The sequence below is a fragment of the Aeribacillus sp. FSL W8-0870 genome, assembly GCF_037963755.1.
Lineage (GTDB): Bacteria > Bacillota > Bacilli > Bacillales > Aeribacillaceae > Aeribacillus > Aeribacillus composti.
Map to the genome: position 1 here is coordinate 2,660,447 of NZ_CP150165.1, position 18,251 is coordinate 2,678,697.

An 18,251-nucleotide genomic window follows, 5' to 3' on the forward strand; every position below is an offset into this window, starting at 1 on the left:
AATCAGGCATGAATACTTTCTTTTTTGCAGCCATTTTCATAAACTATAACATATATAGTAGAAAAAAGGAGTTTTCTCAACATGTACCCACCTGAATATATTGAGTTTTTATATCATTTTCATTGTGACCGGGATTATTTTGAATGTCATGAAATTTTAGAAGAATTGTGGAAAAAAGATCCTAAAGAAGAGAGAAAACAAATCTGGGTCGGGCTCATACAAATTGCCGTTAGCTTTTATCATTACAGGAGAAAAAATTTCAATGGTGCTGAACGGATGATGAAAAATGCTATTCGCATTTTAAAAAATGAAACGGCGTCTCTTAACAAACTCGGTTTGGATGATGAACAGCTCTTACATATTTTACAAGACACTTTTGGTCGAATTCAAAAAAGAGAACCATATAAAAGCATTCAGCTGCCGATTTTTGATCAAAACCTTTACGAAATTTGCTTAACAACGGCAAAGGAACGAGGAAAAACGTTCGGTGAGCCTAGCGATATTTCAAACGTTTTTTTAATACATAAACATAAAACAAGGGATCGAACGGACATCATTGAGGAGAGATTGAAAAATTGGCATAAAAAAAGAAAAAGAAGAGAGTGATCAGCTCTCTTCTTTTTCCAATTGTTCATGGTCGCATTTTTCAAAAAAGGATTGAATTTGTTCGCTAGGAATAACATGTTTATCTTTATATAGCTCTTTTACGGCATTGATCATTTTTTTGCCGATTCCTTCATGACGATGGGACGGGTTTACGCAAATATGCTGAATTTCCACTATTCCTTTATCTTTCAATTCAACGCCGATCACTCCGATAACATCTTCTTCCTTCCATAAGAAAAGCTGCCAATTTTCGTCATTTTCATACGTTTTCATCGTTTGCTGGAGCTGCTTTAAATCCTTTTCACTCGGCATAAAGGAAAGAAGCCCCATCGCAATTTTTTCAAAAGCTTTCTTATATCGAACTAACATGCTGGATCCCTCGTTAATATATAACATTCTTTCAAGAAAGATTTTATGGGCAACTGGTGTTGAATCCCATTTATCATATTGCTCTTAACATTATATACATTTTCTTATGAATTTTAAACTGTTTTCTTTAAAGTTGGGCGAGGGATTTGATTAAATTTGCCATTTCAATTGCCGATAGTGCTGCGTCCCAGCCTTTATTGCCCGCTTTCGTTCCTGCTCGTTCAATCGCTTGCTCGATATTTTCCGTCGTGACGACGCCAAATATTACCGGCACTCCTGTTTGCAGAGAAGCGTTCGCAATCCCTTTTGCCGCTTCATTGCATACGTAATCGTAATGCGTAGTGGATCCACGGATAACTGTTCCTAAGGCAATGACCGCATCGTATTTTTTGGACTCAGCCAGTTTTTTGGATACAAGCGGGATTTCAAAAGCCCCCGGAACCCATGCAACATCAATGTCGCTTTCCGAAACGCCGTGGCGGATGAGAGCATCGATTGCTCCGCTTAACAGCTTGCTTGTAATAAATTCATTAAATCTTGATACGACAATTCCGATTTTCAAATCTTTTCCGACTAAATGTCCTTCAATTTTGTTTATGCTCATTAGTATAACCTCCCGCTAAATATGAAGTAGATGTCCTAGTTTCGATTTTTTTGTTTTCAAATATTTTTCATTATCCTTGTTTGCCGGTATTTCAATTGGAACCCGCTCCAATATTTCAAGTCCGTATTCTTGCATTTCTTTCATTTTTCTCGGATTGTTTGTCATTAAACGAATAGACTTGGCTCCAATATCCTTCAGCATCTGTGCTGCAACAGCATATTCTCTTTGATCCGGCTGAAAGCCGAGTTCCTCATTTGCTTCGACCGTATCATAACCTTTTTCTTGAAGCTTATATGCTTTCAATTTATTTATTAGCCCGATCCCCCTGCCTTCTTGGCGCAAATAGAGCAAAATTCCGCTTCCTTCTTTTTCAATTTCACTCAATGCAGAATGAAGCTGCGGGCCGCAGTCGCATCTGTGAGAATGAAAGACGTCTCCTGTCAGGCATTCTGAATGGATTCTAACTAAAACGGGATGCTCCGGCTTAATTTCACCCTTCACCAGCGCAATATGCTCTTTTCCATCATACAAGCTGGTATAACCGATGGCTTTAAAACGGCCAAAACCTGTCGGAAGCTCGATTTCCACTTCTTTTTTGATTAATTCCTCCCGTTTTCTGCGGTATTGAATTAAATCTTGAATCGTGATCATTTTTAAATTGTATTGTTCCGCTATTTCTTTTAATTGAGGAACCCGAGCCATTGTTCCGTCTTCATTAATAATTTCACAAATGACGCCAGCTGGAAAGCATCCTGCCAGCTTTGCCAAATCAACGGCTGCTTCCGTGTGGCCGGCTCTTTTTAATACTCCTTCGTTCTTTGCAATCAACGGGAAAACATGTCCGGGTCTTTTAAAATCCTCCGCCCTTGCATCCGGCTGAATGAGCGACTGAATCGTTTTAGCTCGCTCATATGCGCTGATTCCCGTCGTTGTTGTTTGATGATCGATGCTGACAGTAAACGCGGTTTGGTGCAAATCTGTATTTTCCGCTACCATAGGGTGAAGCTGCAAACGGTGCGCTAACGATTCCGTGATCGGCACACAGACGAGACCTTTTCCTTTTGAAATCATAAAATTGATCATTTCAGGGGTGGAAAACTCAGCTAGACCGACAAAATCTCCTTCGTTTTCCCGATTCTCATCATCCACGACAATGATCACTTTCCCCTGTTTTAAATCTGCGATGGCATCCTCAATGGAATGAAACATTATTCTATCACCTCTATTCACTGTAAAAACCGTGCTTTTGCAAAAAATCAACGGTAATTCCGGTTGGCGCCTCTTTGCGAGCAAACTTTTCTAAATATTTCCCGATCAAATCACATTCAATATTGACCTTATCGCCTATCTCCTTTTCCCCAATAATTGTTTCTGAATATGTGTGAGGAATAATCGAAATCGTAAAGGTTTGTTCTGTTAAGCCAAAAATGGTTAAACTCGTTCCGTCAACTGCAACTGAACCTTTTAATATCATGTAATAAAGCAAATCTTTAGGAGCTTTAATTTGATAATAAACAGCATTTTCCTTTCTTTCTTTTTTGACGATCGTGCCAACGCCATCAACATGTCCTGAAACGATGTGGCCGCCAAATCGGTCGCCAACAGCCATTGCCCTTTCCAAATTCACCTTTGATCCGGTTTTTAATGTACCTAATGTCGTTGCCGCCATCGTCTCAGGCATGACATCCACAGAAAAATAATTCGATTCAAAGTCGGTGACCGTTAAACAGACTCCGTTGACGGCAATGCTGTCGCCTATTTTTACATCTTGCAAAATGTTTTTTGCATAAATTTCTAAAATTACTGCTTGATTCGTTCCTTTTACTGATTTGATTTCCCCTATTTCTTCAATGATTCCAGTAAACAATCTTGTCCACCTCTTTTCGGAACGGAGACAATTTTCACATCTTCTCCTATTTTCGTAACGGACTGAATTTCAAATGAATGTGCCATGCTCATCTTTAATGCTTCATCGCCCATCACGGCTGATATTCCTTCAGGGTCTCCCAATATTTTGGGTGCAAAATACACGATTAATTCATTCACTGCTTCCGCTTTTAAAAATGAAGCATGGACTCTTGCTCCTCCTTCAACGAACAGGGAGGTGATGCCTCGCTCGCCTAATATTTTTAAAATATTTGGGATATTCCATTGATCATGTAAAGTCAACACTTCTATTCCTAATTTTTTCAGTTCCGCTTTTTTATTGAGATCCCCGTCTTGGCAAATGACCCAAGTTTCTGCTTCCTTGTCAGTTATCACATTGGCATCCAGCGGAATTCGCAGATGGGTATCTAAAATAATCCGTATCGGTGTTCGTTTGCGATCCGGCAGCCGACAAGTCAGACTTGGATTGTCTTTTATAATTGTATTAACACCCACTAAAATGCCGTCGTGTATTTCTCTGTAACGGTGCACATCCTGTCTTGCTTCCTCTCCGGTAATCCACTTGCTGTCACCTATTTTTGTAGCAATTTTCCCATCGAATGTTGCGGCATATTTTAATGTGACAAACGGAGTGTTTGTTTGAATGTAATGAAAGAAAACTTTGTTAAGTTCATGTCCATTTTTTTGCAATATCCCGGCTTCCACATCGATTCCAGCATCTTGCAAAGCTTTCACACCGCGTCCACTTACGAGAGGATTCGGATCCAAAGCAGCTACAACGACCCGTTTAATCCCTCTTTTGATAATAAGCTCAGAGCAGGGAGGAGTTTTGCCAAAATGACTGCAAGGTTCAAGCGTGACGTACAGCGTTGCACCTCTTGCCTTTTCCCCAGCCATATTTAAAGCATGAACTTCCGCATGGGGTTCCCCAGCCTTTAAATGCGCTCCAAACCCGATCAGTTCCCCATCCTTCACAACGACCGCTCCCACCAACGGGTTAGGGCTCGTTTGTCCGATTGCTTGTTTCGCTAGCTGAAAGGCAAATTCCATCCATTTTTCGTCATTCATAAAGGACACACCTCCCTTTTGTTGATTTCAAAACAAAAGCCCCGGGTTTGTTCCCCCAGGGCTTGATGATCACTTTAACGAAAAGAAGGTATACTCAAATAAGAGTATAAAATCTGTTCTTTTTGAACAGTTTATACTCCTCACCTTCAAAAGTGATCCTTCTCCCATCCAGACTATACTGTCGGCTCTGGATTTTCACCAGATCCACCGCAAAGGCGTTCCGCCAATGCGGGTCACGGGCTAAAAAAGCTTAAAAGCTTTTATCACCGCCGGTCGGGAATTTCACCCTGCCCCGAAGGATGCATCATTCATTTTATGTTATTTTCAATGGGAAAAACGGCTGCTTCCTCTTGCTTCCCACCTTCCATTTTGAAGCATTCACGAGTTTTTGAAAAAGAAACAAAGCTGAAGAAAACAGCCAATTATTTTACTATTATCTCCCTTCAAACGGTCTTCTGTCAAGAAAGCAATCTTTGAACAATATGAAAAAGTGCCTTTTTATCGATTATTTCTCTCCTACACTTGACCGCATCTACAAAAATTATATTATCAACTAAAGCTGAGCGGTATTCAGCTAGTCAGCAATGAACATCCAATAGACGAGTCCCCAAATAATGCTCAATACAACAAGAACAATAAATAATATCCAGTTTTTCATTCTCATTTTGTACATCCCTTTCTATTTGAAAGAGGAATTTAATTTTCATACACTTCTACTTTTTTCATTACATCTCCGTTTTTCATGCTCAACACAGTTTCCATGCCTGAAGTTACTTGGCCAAAAACAGTATGAACTCCATCCAAGTGAGGCTGAGGTTCATGAACGATAAAAAATTGACAAGAGCCTGTATCCCTGCCTGCGTGAGCCATAGAAATGGCGCCGGTTACATGTTTATGTGGATTGCCATCTGTTTCGCATTTGATCGTATATCCTGCATTACCAGTGCCGTTGCCATTCGGACATCCGCCTTGGCTTACAAACCCTGGAATAACACGATGAAAAGTCAAACCGTCATAAAAGCCTGAATTCGCAAGTTTTTCAAAGTTCTTCACTGTATTTGGAGCTTCATTCGGAAAAAGCTCAAATTCAATTTTTTCTCCGTTTTCCATTAAAATGTAGCCTTTTTTGCTCATAAAACAGCTCCCTTTCATGAAAAAATTTTCTCTTTATTTTATCATAGAGTAAAACATAAAATACAGATGAAACGTTTTAGTATATATATACGTCTTAAATGGATGAAAGTTTTTGCACTCTATATCATATATTCGAAGTCATGTTCGCTTAGGAGGTTAAGTGATGAAAAAAATCGTTTTATCCATATTACTTGCTATTGGATTGGCAACACCAACTACTAGTTTTGCTGATTCTGTTGTTGGAGATGTTATTGTCACGTTAGGCAGCGATTTAACGGAGCAGCAAAAGCAGGATCTCTTAAAGGAAATGGACGTACCAGATAACGTGCAAACGGTCACCGTGACAAACGAAGAGGAGCACAAATATTTAGGGGATTATATTCCGAAAGCGCAAATCGGTTCAAAAGCGATTTCTTCTTCCAAAATACAAATTGAGAAAAAGGGATCTGGTTTAGAAGTCCAAACAAACAACATAAACTGGGTCACGGATGAAATGTACTTAAATGCGCTCATGACAGCTGGTGTCAAAGATGCAAATGTTTATGTCACCGCGCCTTTTGAAGTTTCCGGAACAGCCGCTTTAACAGGGTTGATAAAAGCTTATGAAGTTTCGACTGATAAAGCGATCCCTGAAGACGTGAAACAGGTCGCCAACCAAGAGCTGGTGGAAACAGCAAAGCTTGGAGATAAGATTGGTGACGAAAATGCTTCGGCATTAATTGCAAAAGTAAAAGAACAGATGTCCGAAAACGGCGTTCCGAAAAATGACCAAGAGCTAAGAGAAATGATTGAACAAGCAGCAAAAGATTTGCAAATAAATCTTTCCGAAGATGATATAAACAATTTAATCCTCTTATTTAACAATATGATTAACGTCAATATCAATTGGGATGAAGTCGGAAACCAGCTTGACAAAGCAAAAGACAAAATTTCTAAATTTCTCGAATCCGAAGAAGGACAAAGCTTTTTGCAAAAATTGAAAGAATTCTTTTCTTCGATCATTGATGCCATCGCATCGTTTTTCCAATAATGAAAAAGGCGTCTTCAACTAATGTTGAGACGCCGTTTTTCGTTTACGGTTGACCGACTTCCGCTTTTAAAGGCAAATCGAGACTGACTAAATCCTCGTATGTTTCCCTTTTGACGACAAGTCTCGCTTCGCCGTTTTCAACAAATACAACAGCAGGCCGAGCGATCCGGTTATAATTATTTGCCATAGAATATCCGTAAGCTCCCGTGCAAAAAACAGCTAATATATCGCCTGCTTTTACGGTAGGAAGGGATAAATCCCAAATGAGCATGTCCCCGCTTTCGCAGCATTTTCCTGCAATCGATACAGTCTCAGAACATTCGTCATTCATCCGGTTGGCAAGAGCCCCCTCGTATTTTGCCTGGTACAAAGCAGGCCGGATGTTGTCGCTCATGCCTCCGTCCACCGCAACATATTTGCGTATGTTAGGGACGACCTTTTGAGATCCTATCGAGTACAAGGTTGTTCCTGCATCCCCGACGAGAGAGCGTCCTGGCTCAATCCATATTTCAGGGAGAGGAATTTGAAGCTTCTCAGAGTGTCCTTTCACAACTTCCACCATTTTTTCAACATATACATTCATTGGCAGAGGATCATCCTCTTTCGTATATCGAATTCCGAATCCTCCCCCTAAGTTTACAACTTTCGGAACAAACTGAAACTTCTCTTTCCAAATAGAAATTTTCCCAAAAATCTTTCCTGCTGCTAAAACAAATCCTTCAGTGCCAAAAATTTGCGAACCGATATGGCAATGGATTCCTAATAGCTGTAAATGCGATTGATTTTTTACAAGCTCAATCGCTTTTTCGATTTGACCATTATGAAGGTCGAATCCAAATTTCGAATCTTCCTGCCCGGTTGTAATGTAATCATGTGTATGTGCCTCGACGCCTGGTGTAACGCGAAGCAACACCGCAACTTTTTTATTCATTTGCTGGCAAAGAGAAGATAAAACATCAATTTCATAAAAATTATCAATCACAATGCAACCGATATTTGCCTCCAGAGCCATTGCAAGCTCGTCGATGCTTTTATTGTTTCCATGAAAATGAATTTTTTCCGGAGGAAATCCTGCTTTTAATGCCGTATACAGTTCACCGCCTGAAACGACATCAAGAGAAAGCCCTTCCTCATTTGCAAGCTGCACCATTGCAATGGAAGAAAAGGCTTTGCTTGCATAAGCAACTTGATATGGAACTCCTAATGATTCAAATGTATTTTTAAAAGAACGGGCTCGTTCGCGAATGAGTGCGACATCGTATACATATAACGGTGTCCCATACTGTTTGGCAAGTTCAACTGTATCGACACCGCCGATTTCTAAATGCCCTAACTGGTTGATTTTACTTGTTCCCTGTAAATACAAAGACTAGCCCCCGCTTTCGTGAACGTAAAAGTTAAAAATACATTACCATAAAACATTTTCTCTTTCAAATTTTTTTAAGGCTGCTTTTTTACGTTCTGCGGATGAACAATGCTTGGCCTTACTTTTATATGAGGCACCGACGACCTGACGATGATCTGCCAAAAGGCTTGAGGATTAAAAGGGATAAACGGCCATAAATAAGGCGTATTTAACGATCGAATGCTGGCAAGGAAAAGGATGAACAGTGTGCAGCCGATCACTAATCCGGGCACTTTAAAGATCACTACTAATAGCAGCAATACAAAACGAACGATTTTATTGGCTACGCTCAATTCATAGCTCGGGGTTGCAAAAGTACCGACCGCCGCAATGGAAACGTACAAAATAACTTCCGGCGAAAACAAACCGACATCGATGGCAATTTGTCCTATGAGAACTGCTGCAATTAAACCCATCGCCACTGAAAGAGCTGTCGGTGTATGAATGGCTGCCATTCTTAAAAGCTCAATCCCTATGTCAGCAAGAAAAATTTGAACAACAATCGGAATATTTTTTTCTTTGTTTGGTCCGATGTAAGATATAGCCTCCGGCAGTAAAGACGGCTGCACTACATACAGCATCCAAAGAGGAAGCAAATAAATAGAAGCTAGCATGCCAAAAAAGCGCACCCATCTGACAAACGTTCCGGCCGCTGGCGCCTGACGGTATTCTTCGGCGTGCTGAACATGGTGAAAAAAAGTAGTTGGCGTAATAATGACACTCGGGGACGTGTCAACAAGAATAATGACATGTCCTTCCAGCAAATGAACTGCAGCGACATCCGCTCTTTCCGTATAGCGGACAAGCGGAAACGGATTAAAGCCTTGCTTTACTAAAAATTCTTCAATTGTTTTATCTGCCATTGGAAGCCCGTCAATCTTTATCGTTTTTAACTCCTTTTTGATCACTTCAATTAATCCTGGATCCGCCACATCTTCCAAATACGCGATCGCAATGTCGGTTTTTGATCGCTCGCCGATTTTCATGATTTCATATCTCAGACGTTCGTCCCTTATTCTTCTCCGAATCAGTCCCGTGTTGACAACGATATTTTCCACAAAACCGTCACGTGCGCCGCGGATCACTTTTTCCGTATCCGGCTCTTCCGGCTGTCTTCCAGGATAGTTGCGGACATCGACAACAAAAGCAAAATCGCTGTCTTCGACAAAAAAAACGACTAAGCCTGACAACACTTGATCGACTGCTTCATCAAGCGTTTGAACCAATGTTACTTGCTGATGAACGAGACGGTTTTTGACAATTTCCTTTAAACGATTGGCTTCCGTTTCATGATCATTGATTTTCAAAAGCTCCTTGATCAGTTCGATGACATAAAGTGAATCGCAAAGTCCTGTCACATAATATAAATGCACTTGTTTTCCGAGAAGCATAAATTTGCGCACGCCTAAATCAAAGCTTGTTCCTAAGCCAATATGATCTCGAAAAAATTTTTCGGTATCTTGCAGCTTGGGAGAGATTTGACTTTTTTCTTGATCGGTTAATTTCGTCATGCTATCGAATCCTTTCTCTTCATCATTCATGTTCAGCTCACCTTTTCCCGCCTTTCTATCTCTGTCTTTCAAAAACTACTCCGTGAGCTATGGCCGGGATCGATTCGTTCAGCTTGATCATCGTTTTACTTAACAGAGCCCCGGTTGCCACCATCAATACTCGTTTTAAATTCCCTTTTTTCATTTCTTGGAATATGTGGCCGTAAGTTACAACTGCTGAACAAGCACATCCGCTCCCGCCGGCAAATGCTCTTTGTGCTGGATGAAAAATTAACAGCCCGCAATCTGAATGGTTGCCTCGGATGTCGTACCCATCCTCAAGCAATAATTCCTTCAGCTTCGGACTGCCGACTCCCGAAAGATCGCCGGTAAGAATTAAATCGTAGTCAGAAGGAGTCCGATTTAAATCACGAAAGTGCTGCTTAATTGTATCTGCAGCTGCCGGCGCCATTGCGGACCCCATATCATAAGGGTTTTTCCTGCCAACATCGATCACCTTGCCGATCGTTGCAGCCGTTATGGCAATCTCACTTTCGTCTTTGCTGATTAATACAGCACCTGCCCCTGTTACGGTTGTCGTCGCTGTTTCTGGTTTTTGTCCGCCGAAATTCGTTGGATGCCGAAACTGCTTTTCAGCTGCGCCATAATGGCTGCTTGTGGCAGCGATAATTTTGTTCGCGAACCCCCCATCGATCAGCGCGCATGCCGCAGCGACTGTTTCCATTGAAGTCGAACAGGCCCCGTACATACATAACAGCGGAATATTGAGCATTCTAGCTGTATAGTTCGATGTAGCATTTTGGTTCAATAAATCCCCCGCCAAAAACAAATCAATATCCTCTTCCTTTAATTCAGCTTTTTTTAAACAGCGGCTGATCGCCTGCTCCATTAAATTCCGCTCGGCCAATTCCCAAGACGGCGCACCGCAGTACATATCATCAAAATGAGCATCAAATGTTTCCTTAAGCGGTCCTTTCGCTTCCTTCGGCCCAACGACAGTTGCCGTTTTATTGACAAACAATTTATGCTGAAACACCCATGTTTGCTTTCCCGTTAACCGCATCATGCTATGTTTCCTCCGATCATATGACAAATTGCCTTTACAGACCAGCAAAATAAAGCCAATGAAACAAAGAGCCGCAAATTTTTCCTAAAACGATCGCCATCATCAACATAACGATTTTGTCATCAATGCCGATCCTTTTCGCTAATATCGGAAATACATTCAGCACTTCTGTTAATGCTGCTGCAAGCATTCCGACAAATATTCCGTAAAGGAGACCGATCGGGATAAACCAATAATGCGAAGCATGCAAATAGACGGGAGAGAGGCTGAACCAACCGCCGGACACGGCGCCAAGAATAACAGCCCATTCATACAAACGAATCCATTTTATTGTCTTCGTCAGCTGCATGAGTCTTGGAATGATTCCGAGAACAGATAAAAACGCAACAAATCCACACCCGACAGCCAAGCCCCCTGCAAACCCCGTAAACAAAAGCATGAACCATTTAATCATCATCATTTTTCACGCTTTCTTTGTTTTCGTTTATGGCGATGTATTGGTCGAGATCCATTTGATAATTAAAAATCTCGACTTCCAACGGACTCGGCTCTTCATTAAATTTCTTTTTAAAAACGTGATTAAAAAACAGAACCATTCCCAGCCCCAAACCGATGGAGTAGGGGATTTGCAAAATTAACGGCTTATCGATCTTATTGCCAGTGAAAAACTGATACAAATTGCGATGCATCCGCTGCATGCTGACATCTTCATGAAAGTTCATAATCGTTAAAGCCGATCCGACAAATAATAACAGCCATACAAGAAAAAAAAGGACAGGAGCAAATTTTTTTCGATGATTTTGAATTTCAACAATTGTTTGCGTCGGCCCAACAGGTTGGACATCAAGGGAAGGATCAATGGATTGGATTTTTTCTATGACGTTGATGACATCAATGACAACATATGTTTTATCTTTTGATTGAATTTGATGAATGATTTGATCCCCCATTTTGCTGATTAACGCTTCGTCTGCAATTATTTTCGCGATTTTGTTAAGCGTGATCCTTTCGTTCGGTTTTGCCTGAATACGATGCTTTAGACGCACATAAACCGTTTTATTCACGCCCTGTCACATCCTACTTTTTTCTAATAGTATGAAACGTTCGCCACTCCCTCATGCAAAATGATCAAGACCATTTATTTCCACAAAAAAAGACCAAAGAGCTATCCGCTCATTCGGTCTTTCATTTGCTTTAATATTTTCTTTTCCAGTCTGGACACCTGAACTTGTGAGATTCCTAACCGTTTTGCGACTTCCGACTGTGTTTGATCTTTATAATACCGCAAATAAACGATCAGCCGCTCCCGCTCGCCTAAATCGTTCATAGCATCTTTTAATGCTATTTGATCAAACCATTTTTGCTCATTTTGATCTGCAATTTGATCCAGCAATGTAATCGGATCGCCATCATTTTCATAAACCGTTTCATGGATGGAGGAAGGTGCACGTACAGCTTCTTGTGCAAGAACGATATCTTCAGGTGAAATATCTAAGTAGTCAGCGATCTCCCCTACTGTTGGCACCTTGCCAAGTGTTTTGGACAGTTCCTCTCTAGCCCGTCTAATTTTATTTCCGAGCTCTTTTAATGAACGGCTCACTTTTACTGTTCCGTCATCCCGGATGAATCGTTGAATTTCTCCTATAATCATCGGAACAGCATAAGTGGAAAATTTAACATCATACGACAAATCAAACTTATCGACCGATTTCACTAAGCCAATGCAGCCGATTTGAAATAGATCATCCGCCTCATAGCCTCGGTTTAAAAATCGCTGCACAACTGACCAAACGAGCCGCATGTTTTTTTGGATAAGCAAATCGCGGGCTACCTGATCGCCTTGCTGGCTTCTTTTAATCAAATCCCTGACTTCCTGATCCTTCAATTGTCCATTCGAATGTTCGTTCTTGACCTCCACATCCATAAGCTAATCTCCTTAATTACATAAAGCTTTGCTTTTTGTAAGATGTTTTGTTAATCGAATGATTGTGCCTTTATTTTTTTCCGATTCTATTTTCACTTCATCCATAAAATTTTCCATGATGGTAAATCCCATTCCTGAACGCTCCAGCTCAGGCTTTGTTGTAAAAAGCGGCTGTCTAGCTTCTTCAATGTTGTCAATTCCTACCCCTTCATCTCGAATCGTCAAATGAACGATATGGTCCTCTAGCGTGCAGGAAATATACACAATACCGTCAGGATTATTTTCATAACCGTGAATGATCGCATTTGTCACAGCTTCGGAAACTACTGTTTTGATTTCGGTTAGTTCATCGATCGTCGGATCCAGCTGTGCGATAAAGGAAGCTACAGCTACTCTTGCAAATGATTCATTTTGACTTACAGCGGAAAATTGAAGCTTCATTTCGTTTTTCATGACGCCACCCCCAACGTTTGCAAAGCCGCTTTCTCTGTCTCGGCCAGATGAATAATTTTAAATAAACCTGACATGTCAAAAAGACGCTTTACACTCGGGGAGATGGCGCAAACAATCATTTCACCGCCGAGATGTTTTATTTGCTTATAACGCCCGAGAATCACTCCAAGTCCAGAGCTATCCATAAAAGTTAATTGTTCTAAATTTAATAAAATATGTTGAATAGAGTTATTTTCGATGGCATCATTGACTTTTTGCCGAAGTTCCTCTGCTGTATGGTGGTCGAGCTCCCCTGACAGACGTATCAATAACACGTTTTCTTTTACTTCAAGGTCAACCGCTAGACTCAAGATCATATTCCTCCTTCAACTATGATATTGAATCTTTCGAGTTGACCTTTCATATTTCCTGCCTGAAGACAAAACTAGTGGAATTTCGCCAAAAATATCATTTTTCGGCCTTCGTCCATTCGCCTAGAACCCTTTTGAACAGCTTCCACCAGCTCGCAACGCGAACATCTTGTTTAGCCACAAGCTTGCTTTCAGCAAAAACCTTTCCATTCTTTTTCAGCACGAGGGTTCCAAGCTCATCTCCTTTTTTCACTGGCGCTACCAGGTGGTTTTTAAACATAATTTCTTGTTTAATATCATCAATGCTTTCGCCCTTTTTGGTTATAATGGAAACAGGCTCCGAAGTAATCAGCTGTACATCTTTATCGCTTCCTTTGCTCAGTTTTGCTTTTGTCACCACTTCGTTTCGTTTAAACAGAGGATGGGTTTCATACTGGGAAAAGGCATAATCTAACAGCTTCGTGATTTGAGCATTTCGATCTTTTGGCGTTTTAGCTCCAAATACAACAGCAATAACCCGCATATTCCCTTTTTTGGCTGTTGCCGTTAAACAGTATTTCGCTTCGTTTGTATAACCTGTTTTTACACCGTCAACTCCGTCGTAAAATTTCACAAGCCGATTTGTATTGACCAACCAAAATTTTTTGTCTGTTCCTTCTCGTAAATAATCCTCATATGTTCCCGTAAATTTCGTAATTTCTTCATATTTTAATAGCTCTTTGGCAATAACCGCCATGTCCTTTGCCGACGAATAATGTCCTTTTGCAGGTAATCCGGTCGAATTTTTAAAATGCGTATTTTTCAGTCCGAGCTCTTTCGCTTTTTGATTCATCATGGATACAAACTGTTCTTCTGATCCTGCAATTCTCTCCGCCATCGCGACAGACGCATCATTGCCGGAAGCAATCGCAATTCCTTTTAATAAATCTTCCACTGTCATTTCTTCCCCAGGCTCCAAAAAGATTTGCGATCCCCCCATGGATGCTGCATATTCGCTCGCTCTTACTTTTTCATCCATTTGAATCTTTCCTTTATCAAGAGCTTCCATAATAAGAAGAAGCGTCATGATTTTCGTCATACTGGCGGGCGGCAGCGGTGTATCTGAATTTTCTTCATATAGTACTTGACCTGTATCCCGCTCAATCAATATAGCCGATTTCACTCCATCTACTAGTTTGACATTTTTTTCTTCTGCCCACGCAGCCGTTGAAACCCCAAAAAAAAGAACAAATGTTGCCATGACAGACAGTAGTAATTGTTTCATCTCCACATCCTCCATTCCTCATATGTAACTGCAATCTAATCTAATGAAATGTAAAAGACTCTAAAAATGAAATGAGAATGAATTTTTACTGGTAAAATTATCTGTATAAAACCCATTTTTTCCAATTATTAAAAAGTTATACAAAAAAAGAATCGGGATTACCCGATTCTTTTTTTCTTTCCTAATTTGTTATTGTTTCATAAATAAGGACAGGCTTTTTTGTTTTGTTTTTCGAAATTTTAATGCTGTAGTATAAAGTTTGTTTCACCTTTTCAATATCTTGTTGATTGCTGTAAATTGTAACGAATGTTTCTCCCTTTTTTACGTAATCGCCTATTTTTTTATGGAGGATGAGGCCGACTGCCAAATCAATTGCAGCATCTTTCGTCGCTCTTCCGGCACCAAGCCACATGGCGGCAGTCCCGACTGCATCAGCTGCAATTTCGTTTACATAGCCTTCTTCTTTCGCCTTTAATTCGAATGTATACGAAGAATGCGGCAATTTTGATGGATCGTCCACAATTGAGGCATCTCCCCCTTGGGCAGAGACAAATGTTTTAAAAGTCTCTAAAGCTTTTCCGGAAGCAATGGATTGCTCGAGCAGTTTACGCGCTTTTTCTAAACTGTCTGCTTTTTCCGCCATATACACCATATAGCTGCCAAGCGTTAAACATAGTTCAGTTAAATCTTCAGGACCTTCACCTTTTAATGTATCAATCGCTTCTTGGACTTCAAGAGCGTTTCCGATGGCAAACCCTAACGGCTGACTCATATCGGAGATCACGGCAATCGTTTTTTTGCCGACGTTTTCCCCTATTTTCACCATCGCTTTTGCCAGTTTTTTTGATTCTTCTATATTTTTCATAAAAGCGCCCGATCCGGTTTTAACATCTAAAACAATGGCATCCGCTCCGGCAGCGATTTTTTTGCTCATGATGGAGCTGGCAATAAGAGGAATACTGTTAACCGTCGCTGTCACATCTCTTAATGCGTACAGTTTTTTATCAGCGGGAGTTAAATTCCCCGTTTGTCCAACGACTGCAATTTTATTTTGATTGACTAAACGGACAAACTGTTGATTGTCTATTTCAACATGAAACCCCGGGATCGATTCTAGTTTATCAATCGTTCCGCCGGTATGGCCAAGACCTCTTCCGCTCATCTTGGCAACAGGAACACCAGCTGAAGCCACAAGCGGCGCAAGCACCAACGTAGTTTTATCGCCAACTCCTCCGGTCGAATGCTTATCCACTTTTATTCCTTTAATTTCACTAAGATCGATCTTTTCTCCAGAATCAACCATCGCCATTGTGAGCTCCGCCATTTCCTCTTCCGTCATCCCTCTAAAAAAAACGGCCATGGCGAAAGCGCTCATTTGATAGTCCGGAATCTCCCCGGCCGTATATCCTTCAATGATATAACGGATTTCTTTTTTTGTGAGCGCTTTCCCATCCCGCTTCTTCTCTATTAAATCGACCATTCGCATGCAAATCACCTTTTTCTACATTTTGGCTACGATGGATTTTACTAGCGCTATAAAATCAGCCCGAACCATTTCCGCCGTTTTCATGACTTCTTCATGCGTCAAAGGCTGTTTTAAAATACCAGCCGCCATGTTCGTAATACATGAAATGCCAAGCACTTTCATTTTGACTTGATTCGCCACAATTACTTCTGGAACTGTTGACATGCCAACTGCGTCTCCCCCGATCGCTCTTAACATCCGTATTTCAGCCGGCGTTTCATAGGACGGTCCAGTATTGGCAACATAAACCCCCTCTTTTATTTCGATGCCAAGCTCTTTCGCTGCTTCTTTTGCCAGCTGGATTAGTCTGCTATCGTACGCTTCCGACATATCGGGAAAACGGTCGCCAAGCTCAGGGCTATGTTCGCCAATTAAAGGGTTTTGTCCCATGTTGTTAATATGATCGGTAATCAGCATTAAATCACCTGGTTGATATGACTGATTGATCCCTCCGGCTGCATTTGTCACAATTAAGGAATGAATACCCAGCGCCTTCATGACTCGCACAGGAAATGTCACTTGCTTTACACTATACCCTTCGTAAAAATGGAATCTGCCTTGCATGATCGCTACTGTTTTGCCATTTAGCTCCCCAATTACGAATTGGCCTTTATGCCCTTCAACAGTGGAAACCGGAAAATAAGGAATGTCGCTGTATGGAATGGTTACAGCATCCTCCACTTCTTCAGCGAGAACTCCTAAACCTGATCCTAGAACGAGACCGATCTCTGGAGTTTGTTTGCATTTATCTTTTAAAAATTGAGAGGCCTTTTCAACTTCTTCCACAATTGACATTGATCAATCCCCCTGCTTCAATTCTGTTAAAAAGCTTGTTCCGTAATTTGGCATTTGCACGCCGAAATTTTCTGCAATGGTTGCTCCTACATCTGCAAATGTTTCTCTGATTGGCAGTTCTTTTCCTTTTGTATAGGTTGAATTATAAACTAACAGCGGAACATATTCTCTAGTATGATCCGTACCGTGGTGAAGAGGGTCGTTTCCATGGTCTGCTGTGATGATGAGCAGGTCTTCTTCCTTCATTTTTTCGAACACTTCAGGAAGACGAGCATCGAATTCCTCAAGCGCTTGTCCATACCCTTCAGGATCTCTTCTATGGCCGAATTTTGCATCAAAATCGACAAGGTTCAAAAAGGAAAGACCTGTAAAATCCCGGTCGAATGTTTGGATCAATTTGTCCATTCCATCCATATTCGACTTTGTCCGGATTGCATCTGTAATGCCTTCGCCGTCATAAATATCGGAAATTTTCCCAAGGGCAATTACATCAAATCCTCCGTCCTTCAACTCGTTCATAACTGTTCGGCCGAAAGGCTTTAAAGCATAGTCATGCCGGTTGGCAGTCCGTTCAAAATTCCCCGGCTCCCCGACAAACGGACGAGCTATAACGCGCCCAACCATGTACTTTTCATCCAAAGTCAGTTCGCGGGCAATTTGACAAATTTGATATAATTCGTTCAGAGGAATGACTTTTTCATGTGCAGCAATCTGTAAAACAGAGTCTGCCGACGTATAGACAATGATGGCTCCTGTTTTCATATGTTCTTTTCCAAGCTCTTCTATAATTGCCGTACCGCTTGCCGGCTTATTGCCAAGCACTTTTCGCCCGGTTCTTTTTTCAAGCTCCTCTATCAGTTCTTCTGGGAAGCCGTCTGGAAATACTTGAAAAGGAGAATCGATTTTTAACCCCATCAGCTCCCAATGACCAGTCATCGTATCTTTTCCTGCTGAAGCTTCTTTCATTTTTGTATAGAAGGCGAGCGGCTTGTCTGTCTTTGGAACACCTTCTATTTCACGTATATTCCCCAATCCGAGCTTCGCTAAATTCGGCAAATGCAAACCGCCGAGATGTTCAGCGATATGGCCAAGCGTGTCAGCACCTTTGTCGTTATAAAGCTCTGCATCCGGTGCTTCGCCGATTCCAACTGAATCCATTACAATTAAAAAGACGCGTTTATATGTATGCTGCATGTTAAATTCCTCCTGCCATTTGAAAGCGGTGATGATTATATTTTTTCCTAATGCTTGCCGAAACAG

General features: G+C 41.1%; 20 protein-coding genes and 1 riboswitch. Of the genes, 2 read left to right on the forward strand and 18 right to left on the reverse strand.

All coding sequences use genetic code 11. The features are described from left to right. Positions 1 to 81: 81 nt before the first annotated feature. Positions 82 to 606 carry a DUF309 domain-containing protein gene (locus NSU02_RS12925; protein WP_311066290.1) on the forward strand — a complete coding sequence of 175 codons (525 nt, stop codon included), beginning with the start codon at positions 82 to 84 and terminating at the stop codon, positions 604 to 606. On the opposite strand, the gene NSU02_RS12930 is transcribed toward NSU02_RS12925, so the two are convergent. The 6 genes from NSU02_RS12930 to NSU02_RS12955 all read right to left on the reverse strand — a co-directional run bounded on the left by NSU02_RS12930 (position 607) and on the right by NSU02_RS12955 (position 5,668). Further along, the gene (locus tag NSU02_RS12930) at positions 607 to 975 is read right to left on the reverse strand and encodes a GNAT family N-acetyltransferase (protein ID WP_063388636.1); all 369 of its coding nucleotides are present in this window, start codon (positions 973 to 975) and stop codon (positions 607 to 609) included. Between the two features lie 127 nt (positions 976 to 1,102). After that, entirely contained in the window at positions 1,103 to 1,573 is a 471-nt protein-coding gene (ribE, locus tag NSU02_RS12935) for a 6,7-dimethyl-8-ribityllumazine synthase (protein ID WP_063388660.1), read from the reverse strand. 21 nt (positions 1,574 to 1,594) lie between these two features. Beyond that, entirely contained in the window at positions 1,595 to 2,788 is a 1,194-nt protein-coding gene (locus NSU02_RS12940) for a bifunctional 3,4-dihydroxy-2-butanone-4-phosphate synthase/GTP cyclohydrolase II (RefSeq protein WP_063388637.1), read from the reverse strand. 13 nt (positions 2,789 to 2,801) lie between these two features. Next, positions 2,802 to 3,446: a riboflavin synthase gene (ribE, locus tag NSU02_RS12945; RefSeq protein WP_094246158.1), complete on the reverse strand. Its 645-nt coding sequence runs from the start codon at positions 3,444 to 3,446 to the stop codon at positions 2,802 to 2,804. Continuing rightward, positions 3,419 to 4,534 carry a bifunctional diaminohydroxyphosphoribosylaminopyrimidine deaminase/5-amino-6-(5-phosphoribosylamino)uracil reductase RibD gene (gene ribD / locus NSU02_RS12950; protein ID WP_339193017.1) on the reverse strand — a complete coding sequence of 372 codons (1,116 nt, stop codon included), beginning with the start codon at positions 4,532 to 4,534 and terminating at the stop codon, positions 3,419 to 3,421. Before ribD ends, ribE (NSU02_RS12945) begins: the two co-directional genes overlap by 28 nt. A 152-nt stretch (positions 4,535 to 4,686) precedes the next feature. After that, a riboswitch (FMN riboswitch) is annotated at positions 4,687 to 4,838 on the reverse strand. 392 nt (positions 4,839 to 5,230) lie between these two features. Beyond that, positions 5,231 to 5,668, reverse strand: a complete 438-nt coding sequence (locus tag NSU02_RS12955) for a peptidylprolyl isomerase (protein ID WP_063388640.1) — start codon at positions 5,666 to 5,668, stop codon at positions 5,231 to 5,233. Positions 5,669 to 5,831: 163 nt separating this feature from the next. On the opposite strand from NSU02_RS12955, the gene NSU02_RS12960 reads away from it, so the two are divergent. Then, entirely contained in the window at positions 5,832 to 6,698 is an 867-nt protein-coding gene (locus NSU02_RS12960) for a DUF1002 domain-containing protein (protein ID WP_094246160.1), read from the forward strand. Positions 6,699 to 6,741: 43 nt separating this feature from the next. Here NSU02_RS12960 and lysA read toward each other — a convergent pair whose 3' ends face one another. The 12 genes from lysA to deoB form a co-directional block, all read right to left on the reverse strand. Next, positions 6,742 to 8,064 (reverse strand): diaminopimelate decarboxylase, encoded by a 1,323-nt coding sequence (gene lysA, locus NSU02_RS12965; protein WP_066247674.1) that lies wholly within the window; start codon positions 8,062 to 8,064, stop codon positions 6,742 to 6,744. A 74-nt stretch (positions 8,065 to 8,138) separates the two neighbouring features. Continuing rightward, positions 8,139 to 9,614: a spore germination protein gene (locus NSU02_RS12970; protein ID WP_327855896.1), complete on the reverse strand. Its 1,476-nt coding sequence runs from the start codon at positions 9,612 to 9,614 to the stop codon at positions 8,139 to 8,141. Between the two features lie 55 nt (positions 9,615 to 9,669). Next, a complete protein-coding gene (spoVAD, locus tag NSU02_RS12975; protein WP_063388662.1) occupies positions 9,670 to 10,677 on the reverse strand; it encodes a stage V sporulation protein AD in 1,008 nt (335 codons plus the stop codon). A 37-nt stretch (positions 10,678 to 10,714) separates the two neighbouring features. Then, a complete protein-coding gene (locus tag NSU02_RS12980) occupies positions 10,715 to 11,140 on the reverse strand; it encodes a stage V sporulation protein AB (protein ID WP_094246162.1) in 426 nt (141 codons plus the stop codon). Next, the gene (locus tag NSU02_RS12985; protein WP_063388643.1) at positions 11,127 to 11,744 is read right to left on the reverse strand and encodes a stage V sporulation protein AA; all 618 of its coding nucleotides are present in this window, start codon (positions 11,742 to 11,744) and stop codon (positions 11,127 to 11,129) included. The genes NSU02_RS12980 and NSU02_RS12985 overlap by 14 nt, the downstream gene beginning before the upstream one ends. 101 nt (positions 11,745 to 11,845) lie before the next feature. Next, positions 11,846 to 12,604, reverse strand: a complete 759-nt coding sequence (sigF, locus tag NSU02_RS12990) for an RNA polymerase sporulation sigma factor SigF (protein WP_339193018.1) — start codon at positions 12,602 to 12,604, stop codon at positions 11,846 to 11,848. Between the two features lie 12 nt (positions 12,605 to 12,616). Further along, positions 12,617 to 13,057: an anti-sigma F factor gene (gene spoIIAB / locus NSU02_RS12995; RefSeq protein ID WP_063388330.1), complete on the reverse strand. Its 441-nt coding sequence runs from the start codon at positions 13,055 to 13,057 to the stop codon at positions 12,617 to 12,619. After that, entirely contained in the window at positions 13,054 to 13,407 is a 354-nt protein-coding gene (gene spoIIAA, locus NSU02_RS13000) for an anti-sigma F factor antagonist (RefSeq protein WP_063388331.1), read from the reverse strand. The genes spoIIAB and spoIIAA overlap by 4 nt, the downstream gene beginning before the upstream one ends. Before the next feature lie 97 nt (positions 13,408 to 13,504). After that, positions 13,505 to 14,671 carry a D-alanyl-D-alanine carboxypeptidase family protein gene (locus tag NSU02_RS13005; RefSeq protein WP_063388332.1) on the reverse strand — a complete coding sequence of 389 codons (1,167 nt, stop codon included), beginning with the start codon at positions 14,669 to 14,671 and terminating at the stop codon, positions 13,505 to 13,507. Between the two features lie 181 nt (positions 14,672 to 14,852). Continuing rightward, positions 14,853 to 16,157 carry a pyrimidine-nucleoside phosphorylase gene (locus tag NSU02_RS13010; RefSeq protein ID WP_094246164.1) on the reverse strand — a complete coding sequence of 435 codons (1,305 nt, stop codon included), beginning with the start codon at positions 16,155 to 16,157 and terminating at the stop codon, positions 14,853 to 14,855. Between the two features lie 15 nt (positions 16,158 to 16,172). Beyond that, positions 16,173 to 16,991, reverse strand: coding sequence for a purine-nucleoside phosphorylase (locus NSU02_RS13015; RefSeq protein WP_094246165.1), 819 nt, complete (start codon positions 16,989 to 16,991; stop codon positions 16,173 to 16,175). Between the two features lie 3 nt (positions 16,992 to 16,994). Further along, positions 16,995 to 18,185: a phosphopentomutase gene (gene deoB, locus NSU02_RS13020; RefSeq protein WP_063388335.1), complete on the reverse strand. Its 1,191-nt coding sequence runs from the start codon at positions 18,183 to 18,185 to the stop codon at positions 16,995 to 16,997. Positions 18,186 to 18,251: the final 66 nt, after the last annotated feature.

What these genes read in the sequence shown, in the direction of transcription:
- NSU02_RS12940 (WP_063388637.1), bottom strand. Translation starts at nt 2,788, where the DNA reads ATGTTTCATTCCATTGAGGATGCCATCGCAGATTTAAAACAGGGGAAA.
- ribD (WP_339193017.1), bottom strand. Translation starts at nt 4,534, where the DNA reads ATGAATGACGAAAAATGGATGGAATTTGCCTTTCAGCTAGCGAAACAA.
- NSU02_RS13015 (WP_094246165.1), bottom strand. Translation starts at nt 16,991, where the DNA reads ATGTCAATTGTGGAAGAAGTTGAAAAGGCCTCTCAATTTTTAAAAGAT.
- spoIIAB (WP_063388330.1), bottom strand. Translation starts at nt 13,057, where the DNA reads ATGAAAAACGAAATGAAGCTTCAATTTTCCGCTGTAAGTCAAAATGAA.
- deoB (WP_063388335.1), bottom strand. Translation starts at nt 18,185, where the DNA reads ATGCAGCATACATATAAACGCGTCTTTTTAATTGTAATGGATTCAGTT.
- sigF (WP_339193018.1), bottom strand. Translation starts at nt 12,604, where the DNA reads ATGGATGTGGAGGTCAAGAACGAACATTCGAATGGACAATTGAAGGAT.
- NSU02_RS12955 (WP_063388640.1), bottom strand. Translation starts at nt 5,668, where the DNA reads ATGAGCAAAAAAGGCTACATTTTAATGGAAAACGGAGAAAAAATTGAA.
- NSU02_RS12930 (WP_063388636.1), bottom strand. Translation starts at nt 975, where the DNA reads ATGTTAGTTCGATATAAGAAAGCTTTTGAAAAAATTGCGATGGGGCTT.
- NSU02_RS13005 (WP_063388332.1), bottom strand. Translation starts at nt 14,671, where the DNA reads ATGAAACAATTACTACTGTCTGTCATGGCAACATTTGTTCTTTTTTTT.
- NSU02_RS12980 (WP_094246162.1), bottom strand. Translation starts at nt 11,140, where the DNA reads ATGATGATGATTAAATGGTTCATGCTTTTGTTTACGGGGTTTGCAGGG.
- NSU02_RS13010 (WP_094246164.1), bottom strand. Translation starts at nt 16,157, where the DNA reads ATGCGAATGGTCGATTTAATAGAGAAGAAGCGGGATGGGAAAGCGCTC.
- NSU02_RS12970 (WP_327855896.1), bottom strand. Translation starts at nt 9,614, where the DNA reads ATGACGAAATTAACCGATCAAGAAAAAAGTCAAATCTCTCCCAAGCTG.
- NSU02_RS12925 (WP_311066290.1), top strand. Translation starts at nt 82, where the DNA reads ATGTACCCACCTGAATATATTGAGTTTTTATATCATTTTCATTGTGAC.
- spoVAD (WP_063388662.1), bottom strand. Translation starts at nt 10,677, where the DNA reads ATGCGGTTAACGGGAAAGCAAACATGGGTGTTTCAGCATAAATTGTTT.
- NSU02_RS12960 (WP_094246160.1), top strand. Translation starts at nt 5,832, where the DNA reads ATGAAAAAAATCGTTTTATCCATATTACTTGCTATTGGATTGGCAACA.